Genomic DNA, 22,777 nt, shown 5'->3' with positions numbered 1-22,777 from the left:
CGGCCCCGCCCGGCCCCGCCCCGACACGAGGTCGCGCCGCGGGACCCTCCGGCCGTGGCGGACCGGGCCGCACGGACAGGCTTTGCCTTCGAAGGATGACAGGATGACACGCAAGACGCCCGCCGACCTGAGGTCGGCCCGCTGGTTCGGCCCCGACGACCTGCGCAGCTTCGGCCACCGGTCGCGGATGATGCAGCTGGGCTATGCCGAGGAGGAGTTCCGCGACAAGCCGGTGATCGGCGTGCTGAGCACCTGGTCCGAGCTGAACACCTGTCATTCGCATTTCCCAGAGCGGGTGAAGGACGTGAAGCGCGGCGTGGCGCAGGCCGGCGGCTTCGCGGTCGAGATGCCGGTGATGTCGGTGGATGAGAGCAACACCAAGCCGACCTCGATGCTCTACCGCAACATGCTGGCGATGGAGACGGAGGAGGTGATCCGCTCGCACCCTCTTGATGGCGTGGTGCTGATGGGTGGCTGCGACAAGACCACCCCCGGCCTTGTGCTGGGGGCGGTCAGCGCGGGCGTGCCGATGATCTACCTCCCCGCCGGGCCGATGCTGCGCGGGAACTACGCGGGCAAGACGCTCGGCTCCGGCTCGGACGCCTGGAAATACTGGGACGAGCGGCGCGCGGGCAAGTTCAGCGACGAGGATTGGCAGGGCGTGCAGGGCGGCATCGCCCGTTCTGCCGGGACCTGCATGACCATGGGTACCGCCTCGACCATGACGGCGATCGCCGATGCGATGGGGCTCACGCTGCCCGGCGCCTCGTCGATCCCGGCGGTCGATGCCAACCACAACCGGATGTCCTCGGCCTGCGGGCGACGGATCGTCGAGATGGTGTGGGAGGACCTGACCCCCGGCAAGATCATCACCGAGGCCGCAGTGCGCAACGCGGCCATCGTGGCCATGGCGACGGGCTGTTCCACCAACGCGGTCGTCCACCTGATCGCCATGGCGCGGCGCGCGGGCGTGCAGCTGGATCTCGACACGCTCGACCAGCTGGGGCGAGAGACGCCGCTGATCGCCAATGTCCGCCCCTCCGGCAAGGATTACCTGATGGAGGATTTCTACTATGCCGGCGGTCTGCGGGCGCTGATGAAGCAGTTGGGCGACCGGCTGGATACCTCCTGCCTCACCGTCACCGGCAAGCCGCTGGGCGAGGGGATCGCCGACGCGGTCGTCTACAACGACGACGTGATCCGACCGCTGTCGAACCCGGTCTATCACGAGGGATCGCTGGCGGTTCTGCGCGGCAACCTCTGCCCCGATGGCGCGGTGATCAAACCCGCGGCCTGCGACCCGAAATACTACACCCACGAGGGCCCGGCGCTGGTCTTCGACAGCTACCCCGAGATGAAGAAGGCGGTGGATGACGAGGATCTGGAGATCACCCCCGACACGGTGATGGTGCTGCGCAATGCGGGTCCCCTCGGCGGCCCGGGCTTTCCCGAATGGGGGATGCTGCCGATCCCCAAGGCGCTGATCAAGCAGGGGCATCGCGACATGCTGCGCATCTCCGACGCGCGGATGTCGGGGACGTCTTACGGCGCCTGCGTCCTGCACGTGGCGCCCGAGGCCTATGTCGGCGGGCCGCTGGCGCTTTTGCGCAACGGCGATACCGTGCGCCTCGACCTGGCGGCGCGACGCCTCGACATGCTGGTGGACGAGGACGAGATCGCGGCGCGCAAGGCGGCCTGGATCGCCCCCGCACCCCGCTTCGGCCGCGGCTGGGGGGTGATGTTCTCCAAGCACGTCACCCAGGCCGACGAGGGCTGCGACTTCGACTTCCTGCAAACCAGCTATGGGCCCAACCCGGGCGAACCCGACATCTTCTGAGGAGAAAACGATGTCCGACTATGTCATGAGCGACGCCACACGCGACAAGCTGAAGAAGGTTTCCACCGCGTCGCTGGCAACCGCGATGTTCAAGCGCGGGCTGCGCAACCAGGTGATCCAGGGCTCCGTCCCCGTGGCGCCGGTGACCGAGAACATGGTGGGCCAGGCCTTCACCCTGCGCTACATCCCCGCGCGCGAGGACCGCAACCAGATCGAGGTGTTCCGCAACCCCGAGCATCCGCAGCGCGTGGCGATGGAACAATGCCCCCCCGGCCATGTCATGGTGATGGATGCCCGCAAGGATGCGCGCGCAGCTTCGGCCGGGTCGATCCTGATCCAGCGGCTGGCCAAGCGTGGCGGCGCCGGCGTGGTGACGGACGGCGGTTTTCGCGACGCGGCGGGGATCGCCGCCATCGGCATGCCCGCGTATTTTCAGCGCCCCTCGGCGCCCACCAACCTGACGCTGCATGAGGCGATCGAGATCAACGGCCCGATCGCCTGCGGTGATGCCGCGGTGTTTCCGGGCGACGTGATCGTGGGCGATGGCGACGGCGTGATCGTGGTGCCCGCGCATCTCGCCGACGAGCTGGCCGATGAATGCACCGGCATGGAAAGCTACGAGGATTTCGTGATCGAGCAGGTCGCCGAGGGCGCCACGATCATCGGCCTCTACCCACCGACCAGGCAGGAGAACCTCGACAAGTATGAAGCCTGGCGCAAGGCCAACAACCGCTAGGCGCTGACGCGACGGCGGGCGCCTCCGTGCCCCCCCCTCTCCGTCCCCCCTTAAAGGAGCTGGAACTATGACCTTCACCCCCCACGGAAAACACCTGATCGCCGGCAAGTGGGTTGCCAGCGAAACCACCTTCATTTCGGACCCTGCGGAGGGCACGGCCCATCCGTTCTCGGTCGGCACGCCCGAGCTGGTGGCCCAAGCCGCCACCGCCGCCGAAGAGGCCTTCTGGACCTACGGTTATACCAGCCGCGAGGAGCGCGCGATCTTCCTCGAGACGATCGCCGACGAGATCGAGGCGCGCGGTGACGATGTGACCGCGATCGGCACCTCGGAAAGCGGCCTGCCCAAGGGCCGGCTGGAGGGCGAGCGCGGCCGCACCTGCGGCCAGCTGCGCCTGTTCGCCCAGCACATCCGCGACGGCAAGTACCTTGACCGGCGCACCGACGGCGCGCTGACCGACCGCACCCCGCCGCGCCCCGAGATCCGCATGATGGAACGCCCGATCGGCCCGGTCGCGGTGTTCGGCGCCTCCAACTTCCCGCTCGCCTTCTCCACCGCCGGCGGCGACACCGCGGCAGCTCTGGCGGCGGGTTGCCCGGTCGTGGTCAAGGGTCACTCTGCCCACCCCGGCACCGGCGAGATCATCGCCGAGGCGATCCATGCCGCGATTGGGCGCTGCAAGCTGCACCCGGGTGTCTTCTCTCTGATACAGGGCGGCAACCGCAAGGTCGGCGAGGCGCTGGTGACCCACCCGTTCATCAAGGCGGTGGGCTTCACCGGGTCGCTCGGCGGTGGGCGCGCGCTGTTCGACCTTTGCGCCGCCCGGCCCGAGCCGATCCCGTTCTTCGGCGAGCTGGGCTCGGTCAACCCTATGTTCCTGCTGCCCGCGGCGCTCAAGGCCCGCGCGCATGAGCTGGGCGCCGGCTGGGCCGCGTCGCTGGCGATGGGTGCGGGGCAGTTCTGCACCAACCCCGGTATCGCCGTGGTGCCCGAAGGCGCCGAGGGCGACGCCTTCGTCGAGGCCACCGCCACCGCGCTGCGCAACACCGGCCCACAGGTCATGCTGACCCAGGGTATCGCCAAGGCCTATCGCGACGGCAAGGCGCGGTTTGACAGCCGCAACTCCGTCCGCCCGGTGATGACGACCGAGAGCGAGGGCCGGACCGCGTCACCCAACCTCTACGAGGTCGCGGCCGAGGCCTTCCTCGAGGACCACACGCTGAGCGAGGAGGTCTTCGGCCCCCTCGGGCTGGTGGTGCGGATCGGGTCGGGCGAAGACATGCCCGGGTTCGCCCGCGGTTTCGAAGGGCAGCTGACCACGACGATCCACATGGACGACGGCGACACCGACCTTGCCCGGAAACTTCTGCCGGTGCTGGAACGCAAGGCCGGGCGGCTGCTGGTGAATGGCTTCCCGACCGGTGTGGAAGTGGTCGATTCCATGGTCCACGGCGGGCCCTACCCGGCCAGCACCAACTTCGGCGCGACCTCGGTCGGCACGCTGGCGATCCGCCGCTTCCTGCGGCCGGTCTCCTACCAGAACCTGCCCAAGGCGCTGGTGGAAGGCGACCTCGCGCTCTGACCATCCCACTGCGCGACAGGTTCGGGCCGCCCCCACCGGGGCGGCCCCTTTCATTCGTCCGACAGAACGGCGAGGGGGCGGACGTGCCGGGGTCGCCCCGGGGAACTCAGCCCGCCGCGGCGCTGGCGGGTCTGGCCATGCGGGCCTTGCGTTCGGGGGCGTTCAGGTCGAAATGCGCGGCGAGGCTGTCGACGACGAAATCCGCCATCCCCTGCCGCGTCTCCTCGGTGGCCGAACCGATATGCGGCGTCAGCACCAGTCGCGGATCGTCGCGAAGCGCCTGCGGCACCTCCGGCTCATGCTCGAACACGTCGAGCGCGGCCCCGGCAAGGCCCGGCCCGGCAAGCACGTCGATCAGCGCCGCCTCGTCCACCACCGGCCCGCGGGCGATATTGACGAGATAGCCACGCGGCCCCAGCGCCCGCAGCACCCGCCCGTCGACAAGGTGATGCGTCGCCTCGGACAGCGGACAGGTCAGGATCAGCATGTCGCAATCGGCCGCCATCCTGACCAGGTCGTCGTAATAGGGAAGTGCCACCGGCTTGCGGCGCGGCCCGTAATAGACCACCTCGCTGCCGAGGGCGGCCAGCCGTCGCGCCACCGCCGCCCCGATCGACCCGAGGGCGACGATCCCCACCCGCATGTGGCTGACCGAGCGGCCCAGCGGGTAATGCCCGCCTTCGGGCCAGCGCCCGCCGCGGACGTAGCGGTCTGCCCCGGTCAGATCCCGCGTCACCGCCAGCGCGAGACCGAGCGCGGTGTTGGCCACGTCCTCCGCCAGGATGTGCGACGTGTTCTTCAGCGCGATCCCCCGTGCCGCGACCTCGGCCACGTCGACATTGTCGAGGCCCGCGCTGTAGCTCGAGATGATCTCGACATCCGGGATGAGGTCGAGGAAGGCCGCGTCGATCCGGGTCTTGCGCAGCGCGACCCCCCGCACGCCCTTGCCCCGGGCCTGGAGAAAGGCACGCGCCGCCTCGGGATCCTTGGGCAGGTCCAGCCGGTCGAACAGCCGACCCAGCTCCGCCACGGTCGTGTCGGGCAGCACCGCCGCGTTCAGGATCTTGGGTCTGTCTTGCATGGGGATCTCCTTGGTAGTCACCCGGCGCGGCAGGCGCTCAGGCTTGGGACGGCACGCGGGTGATGTCACCCATCACGAAGAGATAGACGATCGCGGCCAGAAGGCAGTGCGCGGCGACGAAGTAGAGGCCCACGGTATAGCCCCCTGTCGCCTGGACGATATAGCCGAAGGCGATCGGCGTGATGATCCCGCCGACGTTGCCGATGCAGTTGAACACTGCGCCCGCAAGGCCCACCGCCTCCTTCGGCGCGGTGTCGCTGACCACGGCCCAGGTGCCCGCGCCGACCGCCACGCCCTTTCCGAAGAAGGCCAGCGTCATCAGCGCCACGACCAGCACGTTGCTGGAGGTGAAGGCCGCCAGCACCAGGCAGCACCCCACCAGCATGCCCACGACGTAGGGCGTCTTGCGCGCCCGCGACACGCTCCACCCGTGGCGGATCAGCGCGTCGGAAACGGCGCCGCCCGTAACGCCGCCCAGGAACCCCGCCAGCGCCGGCAGCACGGTGGAAAAGCCCGCCTCCATCACGTTCATGCCGCGCGATTGCACCAGGTAGATCGGGAACCAGGTGATGAAGAAATAGCTCAGCGCGATGCCGCAATACTGGCCGATATAGGCGCACCACAGCATCCGGCTCGACAACAGCTTGCCCAGCAGCGGCCAGGAGAACGGGCGCGGCTTCGACAGGCCTCTGCGGTTGTCGATGTCGACCATGGCGCCGCCCGCAACCATGCGCTCAAGCTCGGCCTTCGAGACGCCGGGGTGATCCGTCGGCGGGCGCATGTAGAAGATCCAGACCACCGCACAGACCAACCCGATCGCGCCAAGCGCGAAGAACGGCGCGGGCCAGCCCGCCAGCGAATCGAGCCAGCCGGCGAAGGGCGAGAAGATCGCCACCGCGAAATACGAGGCCGAGGCGAAGAGCGCGGTGGCAAGCCCGCGCTCCTGCTCGGGGAACCAGGTCACGACGACGCGCGCATTGGCCGGAAAGCTGGGCGCCTCGATCGCGCCCAGCAGAAAGCGCAGCAGGAACAGAAGGCCGATCGCCATCGTCAGATCGCTGGTGATGCCGCCGACGAAGCCCACGGCGATGGTCGCCAGCGACCACAGGATCAGCGAGGATCCATAGACCCTCTTGGTCCCGAACCGGTCCAGCAGCAGCCCGCCGGGGATCTGGCTGACGACATAGGCCCAGCTGAACGCCGACAGCACGTAGCCAAGCTGGACCGCGCTCAGCCCGAACTCCTTCTTGATGCCCGGCGCCGCAATCGAGAGGATCGAACGGTCGGCATAGGCGACGGTCGCGACCAGCAGTATCAATGCCAGAACGTAGTGCCGGGCCCGGCTTGTGGCGGGGCGGCTTTTGCCGCTGACCGTCGCGGTGCCGTGGCCCGCGTCATGCGTCTCGATCGTCATGCTTTCCTCCCTGAATAGCGCGCGAAGCCCCGGTTGCCCCGCCTGCCCTGACTGCCCCGGCGAGCGGGGGGCCCGAGGGGTGGCGCGGCGGCCTCGTCAAAAGGCGGCGCACCTGCCGGCGGGGCCGCGAAGGCGAGACATCGAACTCCTCCTCGATGCTCGGATGAAAACTTGATGCCTGGGCAATATTGCGTCAATATTGATTGATGCAATCAACTATAGATCGGTCAGGATCGCCATGAAGGGCTGGATGACACGCGAGGAAGCGATCGAGGCGCTGGGGGTCCGCCAGCAGACGCTGTATGCCTATGTCAGCCGCAAGCTCATCGGCGTGCGCCCGGCGTCGGACGGCACGCGCCGCAACCTCTACCGCGGCGAGGATATCGCCGAGCTTCTGGCACGCCGCGACACCGGCCGCGCGCGCCAGCGCATCGCCTCCAGCACCATGGCCTGGGGCGAACCGATCATCGAGACGCGGATTTCCACAATCGTGCACGGGCGGCTGTACTACCGGGGCGAGGATGCCGTTTTGATGTCGCGCCACGCGAATTTCGAGGAAGCGGCGGCCCTTCTGTGGGAAAGCCCCGCGCCGCCGGATTTCGGGGCGGAACAGCCCCCCGGCGACAGCGCCATCGCCATCGCCGAGCCGGCGCCAGGCCCGCGGCACCGCGCCTATATCGCGCTGGGGCTGCGCGCCGCGTCGGGCATGCCGGCCCACACGCTGTCACCGGCGGCGATGCTGCGCGAGGCGGCAGCGCTGGTGGGCACACTCGCCGCCAACCTCGTGCCCGGGCTCGACCCTGCGCTGCCGATGCACGACGCGCTCGCGCAGGCCTGGGGCCGGCCCGAGGCGGCCGATCTTCTGCGCCGCACGCTGGTGCAGCTGGCGGATCAGGAACTTACCAGCTCGGCCTTCGCTGCACGGGTGACCGCCTCTACCGGGGCATCGCTCGGGGCGGCGGCAGTGGCGGGGTTCGCGGCGCTATCAGGGCCGCTTCATGGCGACGCGACGGTGCGGGTGCAGGCCCTGGTCGAGGATGCGCAGCGGATCGGCCCCGAGGCCGCGCTGCGCAGGTGGAGCGCGACCGCGGCCCCCCTGCCTGGCTTTGGCCACAAGCTGTACCCCGAGGGCGACCCCCGCGCGGCGGAATTGCTATCCCGCTTTGACCCGCCGCCCGAGATCGCGGCGCTGATCGCGCATGTCCGGTCGGTGGCGGCGCTGGAGCCGACGATCGACGTGGCGCTGGCCGCCCTCGCCTCGCACAGCGATCTGCCCGAAGGGTCGGCCTTTGCGCTGTTTGCGATCGCACGCTCCGCCGGCTGGATGGCACATGCGATCGAACAGATCACCTCGGGCTCGCTCCTGCGGCCGCGGGCCACCTACATCGGCCCCGGCATTGTCGAGACCGAGATCGCCGAAACCGAGATCGCCGAAACCGGCATCCCCAACGATTCGCCGTGAGCGCCCAGTTGCGGCCACCACCTCCCGCCCGGCGACGCGCCCGGGCGCGGGGTCAGCCGCTTTCGCCGCCCGGTCAGGCCCAGCGGCCCTCGAAATCCTCGGGGACCAGAAGGTTCTCGCGGCTCAGCGCCTTGACGTCGCGCTCTCCGCAGAGCGCCATGGTGACGTCGAGCTCCTTTTGCAGGATCTCCAGCGTCTTCGTCACGCCGGCCTCTCCCATCGCACCCAGGCCGTGCAGGTAGGCGCGGCCGATGAAGGTGCCGTGCGCCCCGAGCGCCAGCGCCTTCAGCACGTCCTGGCCCGTGCGGATGCCGCTGTCGACATGCACCTCGATCTTGTCGTCCACCGCACGCAGAATGCGCGGCAACATGCGGATCGACGACAGCGCGCCGTCAAGCTGGCGCCCGCCGTGGTTCGACACGATCAGGGCATCGGCCCCGAAATCGGCGCAGATCCTGGCATCCTCTTCGTCCAGCACGCCCTTGAGGATCAGCTTGCCGCCCCACATGTCGCGGATCCGCGCGATCTTGGACCAGTCGAGCTGGGGGTCGAACTGCTCGTTCGTCCAGCTGCCCAGTGACGAGGTATCCCCGACCCCCTTGGCATGCCCGACGATGTTGCCGAAGAACCGCCGCTTGGTGCCCAGCATGCCCATGCCCCAGCGCCACTTGGTGGCGAGGTCGATCATCGTCGGCAGGGTGAATTTTGGCGGCGCCGACAGGCCGTTCTTGAGGTCCTTGTGGCGCTGTCCCAGGATCTGCAGATCGAGCGTCAACACCAGCGCGTCGCAGCCGGCCTCCTTGGCGCGGTTCAGGATGCGTTCGACGAAATCCCAGTCGCGCATGACATAGAGCTGAAACCAGAACGGCTTGGTCGTGTGCGCCGCGACATCCTCGATCGAGCAGATCGACATCGTCGACAAGGTGAAGGGCACACCGAAGCGTTCCGCCGCCCGGGCCGCCTTGATCTCGCCGTCCGCGCATTGCATGCCGCACAGCCCCACGGGCGACAGCGCCACGGGCATCGTGACGTCGCGCCCGATCATGGTCGAGGCGGTGGTGCGCCCCGACATGTCCACCGCCACCTTCTGGCGCAGCCGGATCTTCGCGTAATCGTCGGAATTGTCGCGAAAGGTCTGCTCGGTGTAGCTGCCGCTTTCGCAATAGTCGTAGAACATCTTCGGCGTCCGGCGGCGGTGCAGGCGCTTGAGGTCAGCGACGGTGGTGATGACAGCCATGACGGGCCCTTTCACGGGAATTGGTAAAGTCGGGTTACCAATCTGCATCGCCCGAGGCAAGCTTGACGGTCAGCACGCCAGGATCTCGTCCACCCAGGCGGGCACCAGCTCGGTCGCCGTGCCGTGGCGGGCCTCGTGGAAATCGGTCGCGGAGTCGGACGGGTCAAGGGTCAGTTCAAGCGTCATCGCCCCCATCGCCCGGGCCTCGCGCACGAATCCGGCGGCGGGATAGACATTGCCCGAGGTGCCGATCGCAACGAAGAGATCTGCCGCCCCCAGCGCACGGTCGATCCGTTCCATCCGGTAGGGGAATTCGCCGAACCAGACGATGTCGGGCCGCGTCGCCGCACGTCCGCAGGCGGGACAGGGATCGGCGGCGCGCATCACCGCCGGGGCGTTCCAGCGGTGCCCACAGGCGGCGCACAGCGCGCGGCGCAGCTCTCCGTGCATGTGGATCACCGCGGACGCGCCCGCGCGCTCATGCAGGTCGTCGACGTTCTGGGTGACGATCAGCACCTCGCCCCGGTGCTCGCGCTCCAGCCGCGCAAGGGCGTAGTGGGCGGCGTTCGGATCCGCCTCGGCGCAATTGGCGCGCCGTGCATTGTAGAAATCGTGCACCAGCGACGGGTTGCGGGCAAAGCCCTCGGGGGTGGCCACGTCATTCAGGTCGTAGCGAGTCCACAATCCGTCCTTGTCGCGGAACGTCCCCAGCCCGCTTTCGGCCGAGATGCCCGCCCCGGTGAGGATAACGATCTTTTCCATGCCCGCCCTTTCTGACACAACGCCCGCATGACCTCCGGCACGCCCCAACGTATCCTCTTCGTCTGTCTCGGCAACATCTGCCGCTCGCCGTCGGCCGAAGGGGTCGTCCGGGCGCTGGCCGCGCAGACCGGCGCAGGGCTGGAGACCGATTCCTGCGGCACCGGCAGTTGGCATATCGGCAAGCCGCCCTACGCCCCGGCCCGCGCGGCCGCGGCGGCACGAGGGTATGACATCTCGGACCTGCGGGCGCGCAAGCTGACGGCGGCGGATTTCGGGCGGTTCGACCTGATCCTCGCGATGGACCGCGAGAACCTCGCGGATATCGAGGCGCAGCGTCCCGCGGGCAACGACACGCCGGTGCGCCTGTTCCTCGACTACGCCCCCGGCGGGCCGGACGAGGTGCCCGACCCTTATTTCACGCGCGATTTCGACGGTGCGCTGGACCTGATCGAGGCAGCCTCGCACGGCCTCCTCGCAGCGCTGCGCAAGGCCTGACGGGCCCTCTCGCAGGCCCGACACGCTCGGCCGTTTCAGAAGGGCGGGCCCCAGGCGCGGATCAGCTTGCGCACATCGCCTCGGCCGTCTGGCCGAAGTTGTGGTAGCGATCCCAGAACTGGTTGTCGCGGTCCGAGGCGGAGGCGCGCACTTCCTGGGCAAGGTTCGGATCGCGGAAGAACGAGGCCGCGCGGCGCTGGTCGGAGGAGCCGAGCGTCAGGTCGGCCGCCTGCTGGATGCAGCTGCACAGCTGCGCCGTGGCGGGCCGGTCGGAGTTGATGCAAGCGTTGGAAATGACCCCAGCATAGAGCGAGGGGGCCGTGGCGCAGACCACCACGGTCGAGAGAAGGAATTTCTTCATGTCACTGCCTCGTGCCTTGCGCCGTCCCTTCGGGGGGCGTGCGCGGTTTCGTGCCTATCGCATTGCCGTGATGTGCCGTTATTTCCCGGCGCTGTCATCGGATAGACACACCCTGCCCGAGAATCGCTTGTATTTCAACGGGTCGGGCAGGGTGTGATCGGCATATGAGGTGTACACTGGTTCCTCGGCGGATTGTTGCCGAGGAACCGCATTCGGTTCCCATGCCGGCGCCGTGACCGGCATGCGGGTGCGAAAAAGGAGGGTCAGGCCGCGGTGGCGGGATATCCGGCCTCGTTCAGCGCGGCGAGCACCTGCGCGGGGGCCAGCGCGGTTTCCACCTTGGCGGTCTTCGTCTCAAGGTCGACGGCGACCTTGGCGGCCGGATCGGCACCGGTCACGGCGCCTTCCACGGCGGCCTTGCAATGGCCGCAGGACATGTCGGGGATGGTGAGCGTCAGATCGGTCATGGGACCCTCCTTCTGTGAGCACCCCCGTCAGATGGGGGTTCCAGTCGGGGGAAGGTCAAGGGGGAGGAGCCAGCCTTTTCAGGCCCGCTCACCCATCCATCTTCAGCGCGTTGATGAACGCCTGCTGCGGGATCTCGACCTTCCCGAACTGGCGCATCTTCTTCTTGCCGGCCTTCTGCTTTTCCAGAAGCTTCTTCTTCCGGGTGACGTCGCCGCCGTAGCATTTCGCCGTCACGTCCTTGCGCAGCGCCGCGATGGTCTCGCGGGCGATGACGCGGCCGCCGATGGCCGCCTGGATCGGGATCTTGAACATGTGCCGCGGGATCAGCTCCTTGAGCTTCTCGCACATGGCGCGGCCGCGCATCTCGGCCCGGTCGCGGTGCACCATCAGCGACAGTGCATCCACCGGTTCGTCGTTCACCAGCACCTGCATCTTCACGAGATAATCCTCGCGGTAGCCGGTGATCTGGTAGTCGAAGCTCGCATAGCCCTTGGTCACCGATTTCAGCCGGTCGTAGAAGTCGAAGACCACCTCGTTCAGCGGCAGGTCATAGACCACCATGGCGCGGGACCCGGCATAGGTCAGGTCAAGCTGCAGGCCGCGGCGGTCCTGGCAGAGCTTCAGCACCTCGCCCAGGTATTCGTCGGGGACCATGATCGTCGCCTTGATCCGCGGCTCCTCGATATGGTCGACGAGGGTCAGGTCGGGCATGTCGGCGGGGTTGTGAAGCTCGCGCGTCTCGCCGTCACGCATGTGCAGGTGATAGACGACCGAGGGGGCGGTGGTGATCAGGTCGATGTCGTATTCACGCTCAAGCCGGTCCCGGACCACCTCGAGGTGCAGCAGCCCGAGGAAGCCGCAGCGGAAGCCGAAGCCGAGCGCGGCCGAGGTTTCCATCTCGTAGGAAAAGCTTGCGTCGTTCAGGGCCAGTTTCTCGATCGCGTCGCGGAGCGCGTCGAACTCGGCCGAATCCACCGGGAAAAGGCCGCAGAACACCACCGGCTGCGCCGGCTTGAAGCCCGGAAGGGCGGCGGCGCATTGCTGGCGCTCATGCGTGATGGTGTCGCCGACGCGGGTGTCGCGCACCTGCTTGATCGAGGCGGTGAAAACGCCGATCTCGCCCGGCCCAAGTTCGCCGATGTCGACCATCTGGGGTTTCAGCACCGCCAGCTTGTCGAGCTTGTAGGTCGCCTTGGTCTTCACCATGCGGATCGTGTCGTTCTTGCGGATCACGCCATCCATGACGCGGATCAGAACAACGACGCCGAGGTAGGCGTCGTACCACGAATCGACCAGCATCGCCTTCAGCGGCGCGTCGCGGTCGCCCTTGGGCGCGGGCAGACGGTGAACGATGGCTTCCAGAACGTCGGGAATACCCATGCCGGACTTGGCCGAGATCGGGATGGCATCCTGCGCGTCGATGCCGATGACGTCCTCGATCTGCTCCTTCACGCGGTCGGGTTCGGCTGCCGGCAGGTCGATCTTGTTCAGGACGGGGACGATCTCGTGATCGGCGTCGATCGCCTGATAGACGTTGGCCAGCGTCTGCGCCTCGACGCCCTGCGAGGCATCGACGACCAGCAAAGAGCCCTCGACCGCGCGCATGGAGCGGCTGACCTCGTAGGCGAAGTCGACGTGGCCCGGGGTGTCGATCAGGTTCAGGATGTAGGTGTTGCCATCCTTTGCGGGATACTCGATCCGGACGGAGTTCGCCTTGATCGTGATGCCGCGCTCGCGCTCGATATCCATCGCGTCGAGCATCTGCGCCTTCATATCGCGCTCGGCAACGGTGCCGGTCAGCTGGATCAGCCGGTCGGCAAGCGTGGATTTCCCGTGGTCGATATGCGCCACGATGGAGAAATTTCTGATGCGGTCAAGCTCGGTCATGGGCGGCGATATATCCCGGATAACAGGGGCCGGGAAGGGGTATCAGCGCCGCGCGGCTCCCGATCTGCACATGCCTTGCATGTGCCCGGGGCCGTGGGACCGCCGCGCGAGGCGCGCGACTGGCGAAGGTGGTGCCGGGTAAGGTGGGGCCGGACCGGGGAGCAACCGCCCGGCCCCGAATGGGGAACCCCCCGCGCGATTACATCTGCGCCTGGGTCTGCTTGGCCGAGCTGGTGACCGCCTGCCCGCCTTTCTGGATATCCTTGCCGGCACCAGCAACGGTGTCGCAACCGGCAAGGCCAACGGCGACGGCGAGAACGAGAGCGATGCGGATCATGGGGAACTCCTTGTTCCTGTTGGTTTATCTTCTGCCGTGAGGCGCTTTACCCTCATGCGGCAAGGCGTTCATTCACGATCCGTTAACTAAGCTCGGTCCACGCTGGTTCCCTCCGGTTCCCTGCCAAGGATCACGAATGCGACAATTTTCCTTCCGTCTGCTCCTCTTCCTTCCGATGGCGCTGCTGCTGGTCGGATGCGGCGCCTCACCCGCCCCTTATTTCATTGGGGCAAAGCGGACAGAGGTGGTGCGCGATGGGCGCACCTACGTCTTGTTCCAAAAGGAGAAACGGGTGGAAATCATCCGCCTCGGCTATGCACATTCCGGGGAACACCGGGGCATTCGCGCCACGATGATCACGCTGATCCCGGAAATCACCGGGTGCCGGCTGGTCGCCGGTTCGCTGCGCGGCGACAGCGGCGAGATGCGGGGCCGGGTGACCCGCTGCCATTCGCGCGGCAGAAGCTGACCACAGGGGGCAGGACACCCCTGCCCCCCTCCATTACCCCCGCGGCGAGGTCCCCGCAGGGCAACGTTCCGTGACGGAAGCGGATTGTGCCTGCGCCAGATCCCTTGCTCGCCCGCTCCTTCGACCGCCGATCCCTCATGCACAAGCCAGATGCAGGAGCGGTCATGCCGGTCGACCCAGAATATTCCAGCACACAGATTGCCATGCAGTGGATCGTGGTGATCCTCGTCGCCTGGCGGGTCCTGTTTCGCGACGCGGTCTCGCACGCCTTCCACCAGCATTTCCGTACCACCGTCGCCGGGTCGGGGGGCGTCATCATGGCCGATGTCGCCAGCGGCATCGACGCGATGACACTTCGGCACATCGTTTCGGGCGCGGAGATCGGCCTTCTGGTGCTGGCGCGGCACTCGCGGCGCCCCCGAGGTGCCGTCCGGCACGCCGGGTTGGCGGAATGCCGCGGCGGCCGTCGTGCATTGGGGTCTTTACCTCGTACTGCTGGCGCTGATGGGCATCGGCCGTGTCGCCTGGTTCGGCCATCTCCACGCCGCGGGCGAGGTGCATGAAGTGCTCTTCTGCGGGTCCTGATCGGGCTGTACATTCTGGCCGCGCTCTTCCACCAGCTCCTGCTGCGCGACAATCTTCTCGCCCGGGTGATGCGCTCCGCCGGCTGAGACACGCAACGCGGCTGACGCCGAGGTCACCTCTGGGCAGTTCTGCGAGGACGGATCAGCGTGGGCGGTTGAGGAAGTCGGCGACCAGTGCTTCGAATTCGCGCGGTTTCTCGGCATGCAGCCAATGGCCCGCACCCTCCAGCGTCGCGAATTCCACCTGCGGGAACAGCGGCGGGAAAAGATCGTGCCGGGCGGTGCCGACATAATCCGACTGCCCGCCCTCGATCACCAGGACCTCGCCGTCAAAGCTGCGCCCACCCGCGTCTGGCCAGCCGACGATGCGCCCCATTTCGGATTCGAGCACGTCGAGGTTCAGCCGCCAGCGCGGCGGCTCGGCCTTGAGGTCGAGCGATTGCAGCAGGAAGGCCCGGGTCGCGGCGTCGTCCACCGTGGCCGCCAGCCGACGGTCGGCCTCCATCCGCGTCTCGACCCCTTCGAGGTCAAGCGCGCGCATGGCGTGGATCAGATGGGTCTGGGTGTGACTGTAGGTGACCGGCGCGATATCCGCGACGATCAGGCGCCCGACAAGGCCAGGCCGGGTCAGCGCCAGCATCATCGCGGCCTTGCCGCCCATCGAATGCCCCACGACATCGGCCTTGCCCCCGTGCAGCCCGATCACCTCTGCCAGATCTCCGGCCAGCCCGTCGTAGCCGTGCGTCGGGCGCCAGGGGCTGGTGCCGTGGTTGCGCATGTCGACCGAGATCACCTGCCGGTCGGCGCCCAGCCGCTTGGCGATCGCCCCCCAGTTCCGGGCCGACCCGAACAGGCCGTGGGCGATCAGCAGGGGCGGCGCGGCACCCGGGGTGCCCTGGATGATGGTCGTCAGCATGCCTGCCATATAACCCGCCGCGCCGCCCGGGCAACAGGGGCGAACGGCACCACGCGAAGGGGTGATTGCCTCTCGCGGCCCGGGGCATGGCCAGCTAGTATCGCGGACGAAAGGGGGCCGGTGGCATGAGCGCAATGACGATCCAGCAGATGGCGGACCGCGTGGCAGGTCTGATGGTGGCGCGGCTGCATGTCCGGGGCCGGGACCTTTCCACCAAGATCCGCCGTGGCGGAAAGCGGCTGCCGCGCAAGCTGCGCCCCGAGGCGGCGCTTCTGGCCGACGCCGCGGACCGGGCCGGGAACCCGCGCCTCGCGCAGCAGCTGGACGAGGCGCGGCTTGCCCAGGCCTACGACGCGCTGGTGCGCCACCTCGGCCCGCTCGGCCGGAGCGAGCGGCGCACCGCGCTCTGGCGCTCGATGATCACTAGCGCGGCCTTCGCCCTTCTGGTCGTCCTCGGGCTTTTCCTGACCGTCGTCGTCTGGCGCGGCCTGGTCTGAGGGTCCGATCTGAAGCGCCCTTCTCCGGCCGAGCCCCGATGCGGGACGGTGCCAGGCGGGGCGGCGCGGGACGCCCCGCCTAGGGCTGCTCGCCGGGATCGGTGTAGCGGTGGATCGCGCCGCGGAAGTCCTGCACCTCGTAGACCCCAGCCCCTCGGTCGACGAGAGACCCGGGCGTGAGCGGCACCTTGCCGAACCCGCCCGGGATATCGAGGACATAGGTCGGCTGGCAGAGACCGGAAAGAACACCGCGCAGCGCCCGGACCAGACCCAGCCCGCGCTTCAGCGACACCCGGAAATGCCCGGTGCCCCGCGCAAGGTCGGGGTGATGCAGGTAATAAGGCTGCACCCGGTTCTCCACAAAGGCCCGCATGAGTTCACCCAACGCCTCGACGGAATCGTTGACCCCCTTCAACAGGACGGTCTGGGAAAGCACCGGGATGCCGGCCCCGACCAGCCGGGCGATCGCCGCGCGGACCTCCGGCGTAAGCTCGCGCGCATGGTTGCAGTGGATGACGACAGTCACCGCCTTGCGCAGGGCCAGCGCCTTCAGCAGGCCGTCGCCAACCCGGTCCGGCGCGGCGACCGGCGCGCGCGTGTGCAGCCGGATGACCCTGACATGCTCGATCGCCTCGAGCCGGCGCATGAGGTCGTGAAGGCGCCGATCGGAGAGCACCAGCGGATCGCCGCCGGACAGGATCACCTCCCAGATCTCGGGGTGCCCGGCGATGTAATCCAGCGCCGCGGTCAGCTCCCCTTCCGTCAGCTGCTGCTCGGCATCGCCGACCTTTTCGCGCCGGAAACAGAAGCGACAGTAGACACGGCAGACATGCGTGGGTTTCAGGAGCACCCGGTCGGGATAGCGGTGGGTGACACCCCTGACGGCCTCGTGGACGTCGTCGCCGATCGGATCATCCAGTTCCCACGCCTCCACAGCAAGCTCCCTGGGCGAAGGGACGAACTGTGCCGCGATGGGATCGTCGGGCGCCGTGGGGTCGATGAGGCCGACAAGATCCGGCGTGATGGCAAGGCGGAACTCCTCCACCACCGGCTCGAGCGTTTTCGGGTCGCCGTCGAACAGACCGGCCTCGCGCAGATCGGCCACCGAGGTCAGCGCGCGGTCCCGCGGCCTGCGTGGCGTTTCCTGCGGCGCGCGACGGTTGCGCCCTGCGCTCTCGGCTTCCGCGCTCTCGGATCCTGCCATGACCATCACCCCGCGTTCGTTCGCCTCGTCAGGCCCGGGTTCATAGAAGACTTCGCGGGAAAAGACAGCGGCAAAGCGGCGCGAAATTCCCCCTTCCCCGGGGGCCGCCGCTCAGAACGTGTTGATCGAAAACCCGATGAAGGTTTCCCGAGCGCGGATCTTGCGGCCGACACGCAGGCTGACGGGGGAGTCCCGGAAGCGGTAGTCGATCGCCACCGTCTTGTCGTCGTAGCCGTCATTGTTGCCCATCGCCGCCAGCTCCAGGCTGAAGCCGGACTTGTGGTTGAACTGGCTCATGACGAAATAGCTGGCGTCGATCGTGCTGAAATCGGCCAGCAGGTAGAGGCTGCCCCACGACGTCGGGTTGTAGCTTTCGGCGACAACCGCGGCGCCGCCGTCCCATGAACTGTCCTCGTGGTTGTACTGAACCGCCGGCCCGGCGCGGAAGGTGACCGGAACCGACCCGACCTTGACCGGGAACTTCCAGGTGACCCGCCCGGTCCAGTGGAAACCGCCGTTCCACTTGGATCGGTTGAGCCCGAACTGCAGCGACCCGCGCTCCACCGCGAGGACGCCGGTGGTCGACTTGTCCGAAAGATCGAGTTGGAAGAAGCTGCCGTCGGCAAGCGCCGGGCCGGCAAATCCCAACCCTGCGACAAGCACGAGCCCCGCGGCCACCCTGCCCTGCCGCCGCGGGCCGGTGCGTGCCCTTGCGTCCTGTCTGCGTTCCATCAGCGCTATCCTGCCTTCACTGTCCGTTCGCGCGCAGCTGTGCCGCACGCGCCCACCTTGCGCCGAGTCCCGGCGTCAATCCAGCGAAATTCCGTTTGTTTTGCATAGGCTTCCGAGATCTCGCCGACGTGATCCGGTCGCGCCGAAATATGCCGAAACGACCACATTTCCGCCCAGAAAATGACCCGCCAACTTGGTTAAAGAAAGATTAAGGCTGGTGTTGGTGCCGCATGCGATCGTGCATCGGGCAGGGGAACGATCATGCCTGTCAGGGCGGGGCAGAATGCGCGTCTCCAGCAAGCTTGCACTGATCGTCCTCGCCGTCGCGGTCGTGTTCGGCGCGACCGGCTGGTGGGTGCTCGACAGCTACAGGACCAGTTTCGAACAACGGGTACAGGCCGCCGAGGTACAGCGTAGCGGGCAGGCGCTGCGGCAGATCCTCAATCGCGTGCTCGAACGCGAATGGACCAGTATCTCCGCCATCGCCCATAACACCGACCTGCGATCGGCCGCGCGGATGCAGTCGATGACGGACACGATCCCGCAGGCCAGCAACCGGGTCGCCAGCGCTGAGGTGATCTCGTCCGACGGCACCGTGCTGGCCGCGACCGGCGGGGCCGGGGTTGGCACCAATGTCGCCGCGACGCGCTGGTTCCGGAAGACGCTGAGCGGGCCCTACCTTGGCCAGCCCGTCACCGAAGACAGCGGCAACGCGCGCGAGACGGTGATGAACATGTCCCATCCGATCATGGACGAACAGGGCAACCTCGACGGGGTCGTGCTGTTCCGGCTGCGCATGAGCTGGATGCAGGCCTTCGTTTCGCAGGCCGCCGAGGCGCTGAACCTCGACGCGTTCATTGCCGATCCCACCGGCCGGATCATCCTTTCGGCCACGCGCATTTCGACGGCGCCACCGTCGCAGGCCGCGCTCCTGGCCTCGCGCCTGAACCTGTCCACGGGCCTGTCCGCGGTCGAGACGCGCGAAAAGGGCTATGTCAGCGCCACGGTGCCGAAAGTCCTGCGCGCGACGATCCCGTCGAACGACTGGAGCCTGATCGTCCGCACCCCCGACACGCTGCCGGTCCCGCTCGGTCGGGCGGCATGGCACAAGGCGCAGATGGCCTTTCTCGCGATCGCGGGGCTGATCGCGCTGGTGCTGATCGCGGCACTGCGTGTCTACCTCGGGCCGATCGAGCAGCAATCGCGCGCCCTGCTGGGCTTTGCCCGGGGCGAGGTGACCTACCCGCGGGAATTCTCCAGCAGCCGCGAGGCGCGCGACCTGGGCGAGGCCCTCGCACTTCTGCAGACCCGGGTCGACGAGTTGCTGTCGCAGGCTTCCCGCGCGATGAACCGCCGCACCGATCAGGTGAAGTACGGCAAGCAGGCGCAACCGCTCCTGCCCGACGAGGCCGACGACCTTGACGAGGATGACAGCGAAGACGCAAAGTCCGCGCGCAAGCGCCGGCGGATCACCAGGACGGGCTGACCCGCGGATCGGCCTCCTGGCGCCAGCGTCCGCTTGCACCAAATCGCCCCGGCCCAGCCACAGAGCTCCACGCATTCACCCCACGCGCCGCCCCAGGGCCAGCCGCTCGGTGATGTCGCGCAGCACGGCGGCGCGGCGGACACTGGTGACGCCGGGGCTGTCGCCCTGCGCGTAGAAACGTTCGAACAGCGCCTCGCGCTGTGCCGCGGTGGGCAGCAGGTGCAGCTGGGCGCCGTCGCGGGTCTCGGCCACCACGTAGCCCTCGACATCGCCCACGTCGCGAATGCGGATCCGGCCCCGCGCCCCCGCGCCGTAGGGAAAGCCGCGCAGCCGCACCGTGTCGATCGTCAGCCCGACGATCCAGATCCGCCGTGGCGTGCCGTCGAGCACGGCGATCGACCGCTCGGGCTTGTCGCCGACGTGCATCTCCTGGCGGGGAAGCTCCACGCAGGTCACCATGGTCACGGCCAGCACGAACAGGTTGTAGACCGACCAGAACAGGATCACGACCTTGCCGTCGCCTGCGTCGTTGAAGGCGAAGCTGTCGCTGACGATCCCGGCCCAGAGGCCCGCGAAGGTCAGCCCGAAGAGGATCAGGAACGGCCGCATCATTCCCCATTGAACGACGACACGGTCGCGCTCTCCGCCCTTTGCGGTCACCTTGAAGGCCTGGTCGCGGCGCCCGAACAGCCCAATCGCGGCGGCCTTGGTGATCGGGATCGCCCCGAGGATCTGCTGCACGTCGTTCAGGACCGGCACCATCATGTTCCGCGCCAGCAGGTTGAACGTCATCATCGTCCAGACATAGTAGCAGCCGAAATAGTCGATCGCGCCGCTCATCGGCGCATTCACCACGATGACGTTGCCGAACCAGTAGAACAGCGGATAGACCAGCGCCGCCAGGCGGAACAGGAACGACGCCGACCAGTAGAGCGAACTGTCGAGAACGCTCCACCGGTCGCGCAGCCGCAGCTTGTTGCGCGCCAGCGGCCCGTATTTCGTGCGCGCGATCTGCAGCGTCCCAAGGCACCAGCGGCCGCGCTGCGTCACGTATTCCTTGAGGCCCTCGGGCGCGAGGCCCTCGGTCAGCGCCTCGTTGAGGTAGACCGTTGAATAGCCCGCATCGCGCAAGACCAGCGTCAGCAGGAAATCCTCGGTCACGCTGAGGGTGGAAAAGCCGCCCACCTCTCGCAGCGCCGACCAGCGGATCATCGACGAAGTGCCGCAGCAGATCGTGATGCCCCAGGCATCGCGCGCGGGCTGCACGTGGTCGAAGAAGAAGCGCTGCTCGTCGGGGAACGAGGCCGAGAGGCCAAGGTTGTGCTGCACCGGGTCGGGGTTGAAGAAGTGCTGCGGCGTCTGCACCAGCCCGACCTCGGGATCGTGGAACAGCGCCAGCGTGCGCGAGATGAAGCCCTGGTGCGGCACGAAATCGGCGTCGAGCACCGAGACGAAATCGGGCGGCACCCGGTCTGCGGCCAGCACGTCGAGCGCGTGATTGAGGTTGCCGGCCTTGGCCCCCTTGTTGTCCGGCCGGCGGATGTAGCGCACCGATTGCGCCCGGCAGTAGTCGCGCAGCCAGTCGCGCTTGCCGTCGTCCAGCACCACGATCTGCTTGTTGGTGTGGCGCAGGGCCTTGGCGCCGACGATCGTACGTTCCAGCACCTCGAGCGATTCGTTGTAGGTGGCGATCATGATCGCGACGCGGGGCGCCCCGTCCGGGCGCCACCAGCCGGTATTGGCCGTCGCCTCGGCCCGGCGGTCGCGGTGGCGCATCATGATCACCGAGGCGCTGAGCGCGCCGACGATCGACACCAGCTCGATCCCGAAGAACGACCAGCTGGCAAGGAAATCCAGCGTGAACCCCGGCGGCGCCAGCGTTTCGGTCCCGCGCCACCAGACATAGCGCAGCGCGAAAACATAGACCCCGAGGTAGAGAAACACCCTGTGGCTGATCCGCGTCGGACGGATCACGTAGGGCAGCACCATCGACAGTGCCAGCACCCCGAGCACATGGACGATCGCCGTTTCCACCGCATCGAGATGGAGATAGGGATACATCGTCAGAACAGGCCGCGCAGCCAGTCCAGCGGCCGCGCTTCGAAGAACACCCGACCGGTGCGCCCGATGGCGCAGGACAGATCGGGGTCAGAGGCGAGGCCCGGCACCGCCACCGCCACGTCGTAGCGCTGAAGGTGCTTCTCGCTCGGCGCGACGGCCATGTCCGAATTCACCGTCTGGGCCCCTGCCCCGGCCAGCCGCACGATCACCGCATCGAAGGTCTTGTCCTGTCCGAGCACGCGGAACCGGGCGCTCATGCCGCGGTGGAGGCGCTGGTAGATGTTCTCGGACACCGAGGCGGTGACCAGTTCGGCGCGGCAATCGACCATCCGTGCGACCGGATCGCCGCGATTGACATAGCTGCCGTCGGCCGTCAGCGGCTGCCAGTAGAGGCCATCGACCTGCGCCTCGATCCGGGCGCTCGACCCGCGGCTCACGTCCTGCCGCGCGGCCTTGAGGCGGCGGTCCACCGCGGCCACGTCCGCCTTGGCCGCGACGATCCGGGCGGTCAGGTCCAGCCCGGCCGCGCCAAGCTGCTGGGCGTGCTGTTCGGAAAACGGCGCGTCATTGTACCCGTCGCCAAGGAAGACCCCATCACGCACGGCCGACAGGCGGTTGGTCAGCAGATCGACGCGCTCCTGCGCGCGGTTGAGGTCGAGCGACACGGCGGTGCCCGGATGTCCGGCCTGTCCCTTCGTCGGCGGCTCCGTCCGCTGCATCAGGGCAAGCCGCTTCTGCGCCGCGGTCAGTTCCAGTTCCAGCTCGGCCTCGAGATCGGTCTGATAGCTCCTCGTGCGGGCCTTCATGCGGGCGACCTGGGCCGAGTTCGCCCCAAGCTGCGCCTGCAACATCTGCAATTGCGCGGCGGCCTTGTCCCGTTCCATCTGCAGGTCCGAAAGCCGGATCCGATCGGGCGCGGGATCGTTCACCGTGGCGATCACGTCCGCGTCGACGACCGAGCTGCCGACCTGCCGCCGCGGCATGTCGACGATCCCGGCGACGGGCGACCGCAGCGTGACGACGGGGGCGTTGATCGTCGCATCCGCGCTTGCCCCCGAAAGCTGCTCTCCGACGACGATCCAGACGACGAGCAGAAGCAGCATGACGCCGACAACCAGCTTCACGTAGCGCATCATCGACGAATCCCCACTGCCCGACTGCTCGGACCC

22 protein-coding genes are annotated in these 22,777 nt (G+C 67.9%); 9 read left to right on the top strand and 13 right to left on the bottom strand.

All coding sequences use genetic code 11. From position 1 onward, the window contains the following. The first annotated feature begins 103 nt into the window (after nucleotides 1-103). From araD to CVV76_RS17120, 3 genes are all read left to right on the top strand, one after another. On the top strand, nucleotides 104-1,837 hold the full coding sequence (gene araD / locus CVV76_RS17130) for an L-arabinonate dehydratase (protein WP_102225899.1): 1,734 nt from the start codon (nucleotides 104-106) through the stop codon (nucleotides 1,835-1,837). A gap of 10 nt (nucleotides 1,838-1,847) precedes the next feature. Then, complete coding sequence (locus CVV76_RS17125; protein WP_102225898.1) at nucleotides 1,848-2,573, top strand: ribonuclease activity regulator RraA; 726 nt, start codon at nucleotides 1,848-1,850, stop codon at nucleotides 2,571-2,573. Nucleotides 2,574-2,640: 67 nt separating this feature from the next. Beyond that, nucleotides 2,641-4,155 (top strand): aldehyde dehydrogenase (NADP(+)), encoded by a 1,515-nt coding sequence (locus tag CVV76_RS17120; RefSeq protein WP_102225897.1) that lies wholly within the window; start codon nucleotides 2,641-2,643, stop codon nucleotides 4,153-4,155. Between the two features lie 106 nt (nucleotides 4,156-4,261). On the opposite strand, the gene CVV76_RS17115 is transcribed toward CVV76_RS17120, so the two are convergent. Beyond that, the gene (locus CVV76_RS17115; RefSeq protein ID WP_102225896.1) at nucleotides 4,262-5,236 is read right to left on the bottom strand and encodes a 2-hydroxyacid dehydrogenase; all 975 of its coding nucleotides are present in this window, start codon (nucleotides 5,234-5,236) and stop codon (nucleotides 4,262-4,264) included. A 37-nt stretch (nucleotides 5,237-5,273) separates the two neighbouring features. Further along, complete coding sequence (locus tag CVV76_RS17110; protein WP_102225895.1) at nucleotides 5,274-6,650, bottom strand: MFS transporter; 1,377 nt, start codon at nucleotides 6,648-6,650, stop codon at nucleotides 5,274-5,276. A 250-nt stretch (nucleotides 6,651-6,900) separates the two neighbouring features. Here CVV76_RS17110 and CVV76_RS17105 point away from each other — a divergent pair, with 250 nt between their 5' ends. After that, complete coding sequence (locus tag CVV76_RS17105; protein WP_102225972.1) at nucleotides 6,901-8,112, top strand: citrate synthase family protein; 1,212 nt, start codon at nucleotides 6,901-6,903, stop codon at nucleotides 8,110-8,112. A 73-nt stretch (nucleotides 8,113-8,185) separates the two neighbouring features. Here CVV76_RS17105 and CVV76_RS17100 read toward each other — a convergent pair whose 3' ends face one another. Further along, nucleotides 8,186-9,349 (bottom strand): alpha-hydroxy acid oxidase, encoded by a 1,164-nt coding sequence (locus tag CVV76_RS17100; protein WP_102225894.1) that lies wholly within the window; start codon nucleotides 9,347-9,349, stop codon nucleotides 8,186-8,188. Nucleotides 9,350-9,418: 69 nt separating this feature from the next. Beyond that, nucleotides 9,419-10,111 carry an NAD-dependent deacylase gene (locus CVV76_RS17095; RefSeq protein ID WP_102225893.1) on the bottom strand — a complete coding sequence of 231 codons (693 nt, stop codon included), beginning with the start codon at nucleotides 10,109-10,111 and terminating at the stop codon, nucleotides 9,419-9,421. Between the two features lie 27 nt (nucleotides 10,112-10,138). Between CVV76_RS17095 and CVV76_RS17090 the strand changes: the two genes are divergently transcribed. Further along, a complete protein-coding gene (locus CVV76_RS17090; protein WP_102225892.1) occupies nucleotides 10,139-10,606 on the top strand; it encodes a low molecular weight protein-tyrosine-phosphatase in 468 nt (155 codons plus the stop codon). A 61-nt stretch (nucleotides 10,607-10,667) separates the two neighbouring features. Here CVV76_RS17090 and CVV76_RS17085 read toward each other — a convergent pair whose 3' ends face one another. The 4 genes from CVV76_RS17085 to CVV76_RS17070 all read right to left on the bottom strand — a co-directional run bounded on the left by CVV76_RS17085 (nucleotide 10,668) and on the right by CVV76_RS17070 (nucleotide 13,659). Next, nucleotides 10,668-10,967 carry a hypothetical protein gene (locus tag CVV76_RS17085; protein WP_102225891.1) on the bottom strand — a complete coding sequence of 100 codons (300 nt, stop codon included), beginning with the start codon at nucleotides 10,965-10,967 and terminating at the stop codon, nucleotides 10,668-10,670. A gap of 263 nt (nucleotides 10,968-11,230) precedes the next feature. Beyond that, nucleotides 11,231-11,434 carry a heavy-metal-associated domain-containing protein gene (locus CVV76_RS17080; RefSeq protein ID WP_102225890.1) on the bottom strand — a complete coding sequence of 68 codons (204 nt, stop codon included), beginning with the start codon at nucleotides 11,432-11,434 and terminating at the stop codon, nucleotides 11,231-11,233. 88 nt (nucleotides 11,435-11,522) lie between these two features. Continuing rightward, entirely contained in the window at nucleotides 11,523-13,322 is a 1,800-nt protein-coding gene (gene lepA, locus CVV76_RS17075) for a translation elongation factor 4 (RefSeq protein ID WP_102225889.1), read from the bottom strand. 199 nt (nucleotides 13,323-13,521) lie between these two features. Further along, nucleotides 13,522-13,659, bottom strand: a complete 138-nt coding sequence (locus tag CVV76_RS17070; protein ID WP_102225888.1) for an entericidin A/B family lipoprotein — start codon at nucleotides 13,657-13,659, stop codon at nucleotides 13,522-13,524. A gap of 136 nt (nucleotides 13,660-13,795) precedes the next feature. On the opposite strand from CVV76_RS17070, the gene CVV76_RS17065 reads away from it, so the two are divergent. Together CVV76_RS17065 and CVV76_RS24730 are read left to right on the top strand one after the other, a co-directional pair. Continuing rightward, nucleotides 13,796-14,128: a hypothetical protein gene (locus CVV76_RS17065; protein WP_102225887.1), complete on the top strand. Its 333-nt coding sequence runs from the start codon at nucleotides 13,796-13,798 to the stop codon at nucleotides 14,126-14,128. 164 nt (nucleotides 14,129-14,292) lie between these two features. Next, complete coding sequence (locus CVV76_RS24730) at nucleotides 14,293-14,691, top strand: hypothetical protein (protein WP_146010325.1); 399 nt, start codon at nucleotides 14,293-14,295, stop codon at nucleotides 14,689-14,691. A gap of 163 nt (nucleotides 14,692-14,854) precedes the next feature. On the opposite strand, the gene CVV76_RS17060 is transcribed toward CVV76_RS24730, so the two are convergent. After that, nucleotides 14,855-15,628 (bottom strand): alpha/beta fold hydrolase, encoded by a 774-nt coding sequence (locus CVV76_RS17060; RefSeq protein WP_102225886.1) that lies wholly within the window; start codon nucleotides 15,626-15,628, stop codon nucleotides 14,855-14,857. Nucleotides 15,629-15,753: 125 nt separating this feature from the next. Here CVV76_RS17060 and CVV76_RS17055 point away from each other — a divergent pair, with 125 nt between their 5' ends. Next, the gene (locus CVV76_RS17055; RefSeq protein WP_146010324.1) at nucleotides 15,754-16,125 is read left to right on the top strand and encodes a hypothetical protein; all 372 of its coding nucleotides are present in this window, start codon (nucleotides 15,754-15,756) and stop codon (nucleotides 16,123-16,125) included. Between the two features lie 79 nt (nucleotides 16,126-16,204). Here the strand turns inward: CVV76_RS17055 and CVV76_RS17050 are convergent, their stop codons facing one another. Together CVV76_RS17050 and CVV76_RS17045 are read right to left on the bottom strand one after the other, a co-directional pair. Next, nucleotides 16,205-17,329, bottom strand: coding sequence for a lysine-2,3-aminomutase-like protein (locus CVV76_RS17050; RefSeq protein ID WP_102225971.1), 1,125 nt, complete (start codon nucleotides 17,327-17,329; stop codon nucleotides 16,205-16,207). Between the two features lie 111 nt (nucleotides 17,330-17,440). Continuing rightward, complete coding sequence (locus CVV76_RS17045; protein ID WP_102225884.1) at nucleotides 17,441-18,061, bottom strand: hypothetical protein; 621 nt, start codon at nucleotides 18,059-18,061, stop codon at nucleotides 17,441-17,443. A gap of 283 nt (nucleotides 18,062-18,344) precedes the next feature. Between CVV76_RS17045 and CVV76_RS17040 the strand changes: the two genes are divergently transcribed. Next, nucleotides 18,345-19,547, top strand: a complete 1,203-nt coding sequence (locus tag CVV76_RS17040) for a cache domain-containing protein (protein ID WP_102225883.1) — start codon at nucleotides 18,345-18,347, stop codon at nucleotides 19,545-19,547. Nucleotides 19,548-19,622: 75 nt separating this feature from the next. On the opposite strand, the gene CVV76_RS17035 is transcribed toward CVV76_RS17040, so the two are convergent. Together CVV76_RS17035 and CVV76_RS17030 are read right to left on the bottom strand one after the other, a co-directional pair. Beyond that, nucleotides 19,623-21,608, bottom strand: coding sequence for a glycosyltransferase (locus CVV76_RS17035; protein ID WP_102225882.1), 1,986 nt, complete (start codon nucleotides 21,606-21,608; stop codon nucleotides 19,623-19,625). 2 nt (nucleotides 21,609-21,610) lie between these two features. Next, a complete protein-coding gene (locus tag CVV76_RS17030) occupies nucleotides 21,611-22,744 on the bottom strand; it encodes an HlyD family efflux transporter periplasmic adaptor subunit (RefSeq protein ID WP_102225881.1) in 1,134 nt (377 codons plus the stop codon). Between the last annotated feature and the right edge of the window lie 33 nt (nucleotides 22,745-22,777).

The sequence above is a fragment of the Acidimangrovimonas sediminis genome, assembly GCF_002871005.1.
Taxonomy (GTDB): Bacteria; Pseudomonadota; Alphaproteobacteria; order Rhodobacterales; family Rhodobacteraceae; genus Acidimangrovimonas; species Acidimangrovimonas sediminis.
This window is presented reverse-complemented; position numbering and strand designations above follow the sequence as displayed.

Coding starts and splice junctions, on each gene's coding strand:
- araD (WP_102225899.1), top strand. CDS start 104: ATGACACGCAAGACGCCCGCCGACCTGAGGTCGGCCCGCTGGTTCGGC.
- CVV76_RS17125 (WP_102225898.1), top strand. CDS start 1,848: ATGTCCGACTATGTCATGAGCGACGCCACACGCGACAAGCTGAAGAAG.
- CVV76_RS17120 (WP_102225897.1), top strand. CDS start 2,641: ATGACCTTCACCCCCCACGGAAAACACCTGATCGCCGGCAAGTGGGTT.
- CVV76_RS17115 (WP_102225896.1), bottom strand. CDS start 5,236: ATGCAAGACAGACCCAAGATCCTGAACGCGGCGGTGCTGCCCGACACG.
- CVV76_RS17110 (WP_102225895.1), bottom strand. CDS start 6,650: ATGACGATCGAGACGCATGACGCGGGCCACGGCACCGCGACGGTCAGC.
- CVV76_RS17105 (WP_102225972.1), top strand. CDS start 6,901: ATGACACGCGAGGAAGCGATCGAGGCGCTGGGGGTCCGCCAGCAGACG.
- CVV76_RS17100 (WP_102225894.1), bottom strand. CDS start 9,349: ATGGCTGTCATCACCACCGTCGCTGACCTCAAGCGCCTGCACCGCCGC.
- CVV76_RS17095 (WP_102225893.1), bottom strand. CDS start 10,111: ATGGAAAAGATCGTTATCCTCACCGGGGCGGGCATCTCGGCCGAAAGC.
- CVV76_RS17090 (WP_102225892.1), top strand. CDS start 10,139: ATGACCTCCGGCACGCCCCAACGTATCCTCTTCGTCTGTCTCGGCAAC.
- CVV76_RS17085 (WP_102225891.1), bottom strand. CDS start 10,967: ATGAAGAAATTCCTTCTCTCGACCGTGGTGGTCTGCGCCACGGCCCCC.
- CVV76_RS17080 (WP_102225890.1), bottom strand. CDS start 11,434: ATGACCGATCTGACGCTCACCATCCCCGACATGTCCTGCGGCCATTGC.
- lepA (WP_102225889.1), bottom strand. CDS start 13,322: ATGACCGAGCTTGACCGCATCAGAAATTTCTCCATCGTGGCGCATATC.
- CVV76_RS17070 (WP_102225888.1), bottom strand. CDS start 13,659: ATGATCCGCATCGCTCTCGTTCTCGCCGTCGCCGTTGGCCTTGCCGGT.
- CVV76_RS17065 (WP_102225887.1), top strand. CDS start 13,796: ATGCGACAATTTTCCTTCCGTCTGCTCCTCTTCCTTCCGATGGCGCTG.
- CVV76_RS24730 (WP_146010325.1), top strand. CDS start 14,293: ATGCCGGTCGACCCAGAATATTCCAGCACACAGATTGCCATGCAGTGG.
- CVV76_RS17060 (WP_102225886.1), bottom strand. CDS start 15,628: ATGCTGACGACCATCATCCAGGGCACCCCGGGTGCCGCGCCGCCCCTG.
- CVV76_RS17055 (WP_146010324.1), top strand. CDS start 15,754: ATGAGCGCAATGACGATCCAGCAGATGGCGGACCGCGTGGCAGGTCTG.
- CVV76_RS17050 (WP_102225971.1), bottom strand. CDS start 17,329: ATGGCAGGATCCGAGAGCGCGGAAGCCGAGAGCGCAGGGCGCAACCGT.
- CVV76_RS17045 (WP_102225884.1), bottom strand. CDS start 18,061: ATGGAACGCAGACAGGACGCAAGGGCACGCACCGGCCCGCGGCGGCAG.
- CVV76_RS17040 (WP_102225883.1), top strand. CDS start 18,345: ATGCGCGTCTCCAGCAAGCTTGCACTGATCGTCCTCGCCGTCGCGGTC.
- CVV76_RS17035 (WP_102225882.1), bottom strand. CDS start 21,608: ATGTATCCCTATCTCCATCTCGATGCGGTGGAAACGGCGATCGTCCAT.
- CVV76_RS17030 (WP_102225881.1), bottom strand. CDS start 22,744: ATGATGCGCTACGTGAAGCTGGTTGTCGGCGTCATGCTGCTTCTGCTC.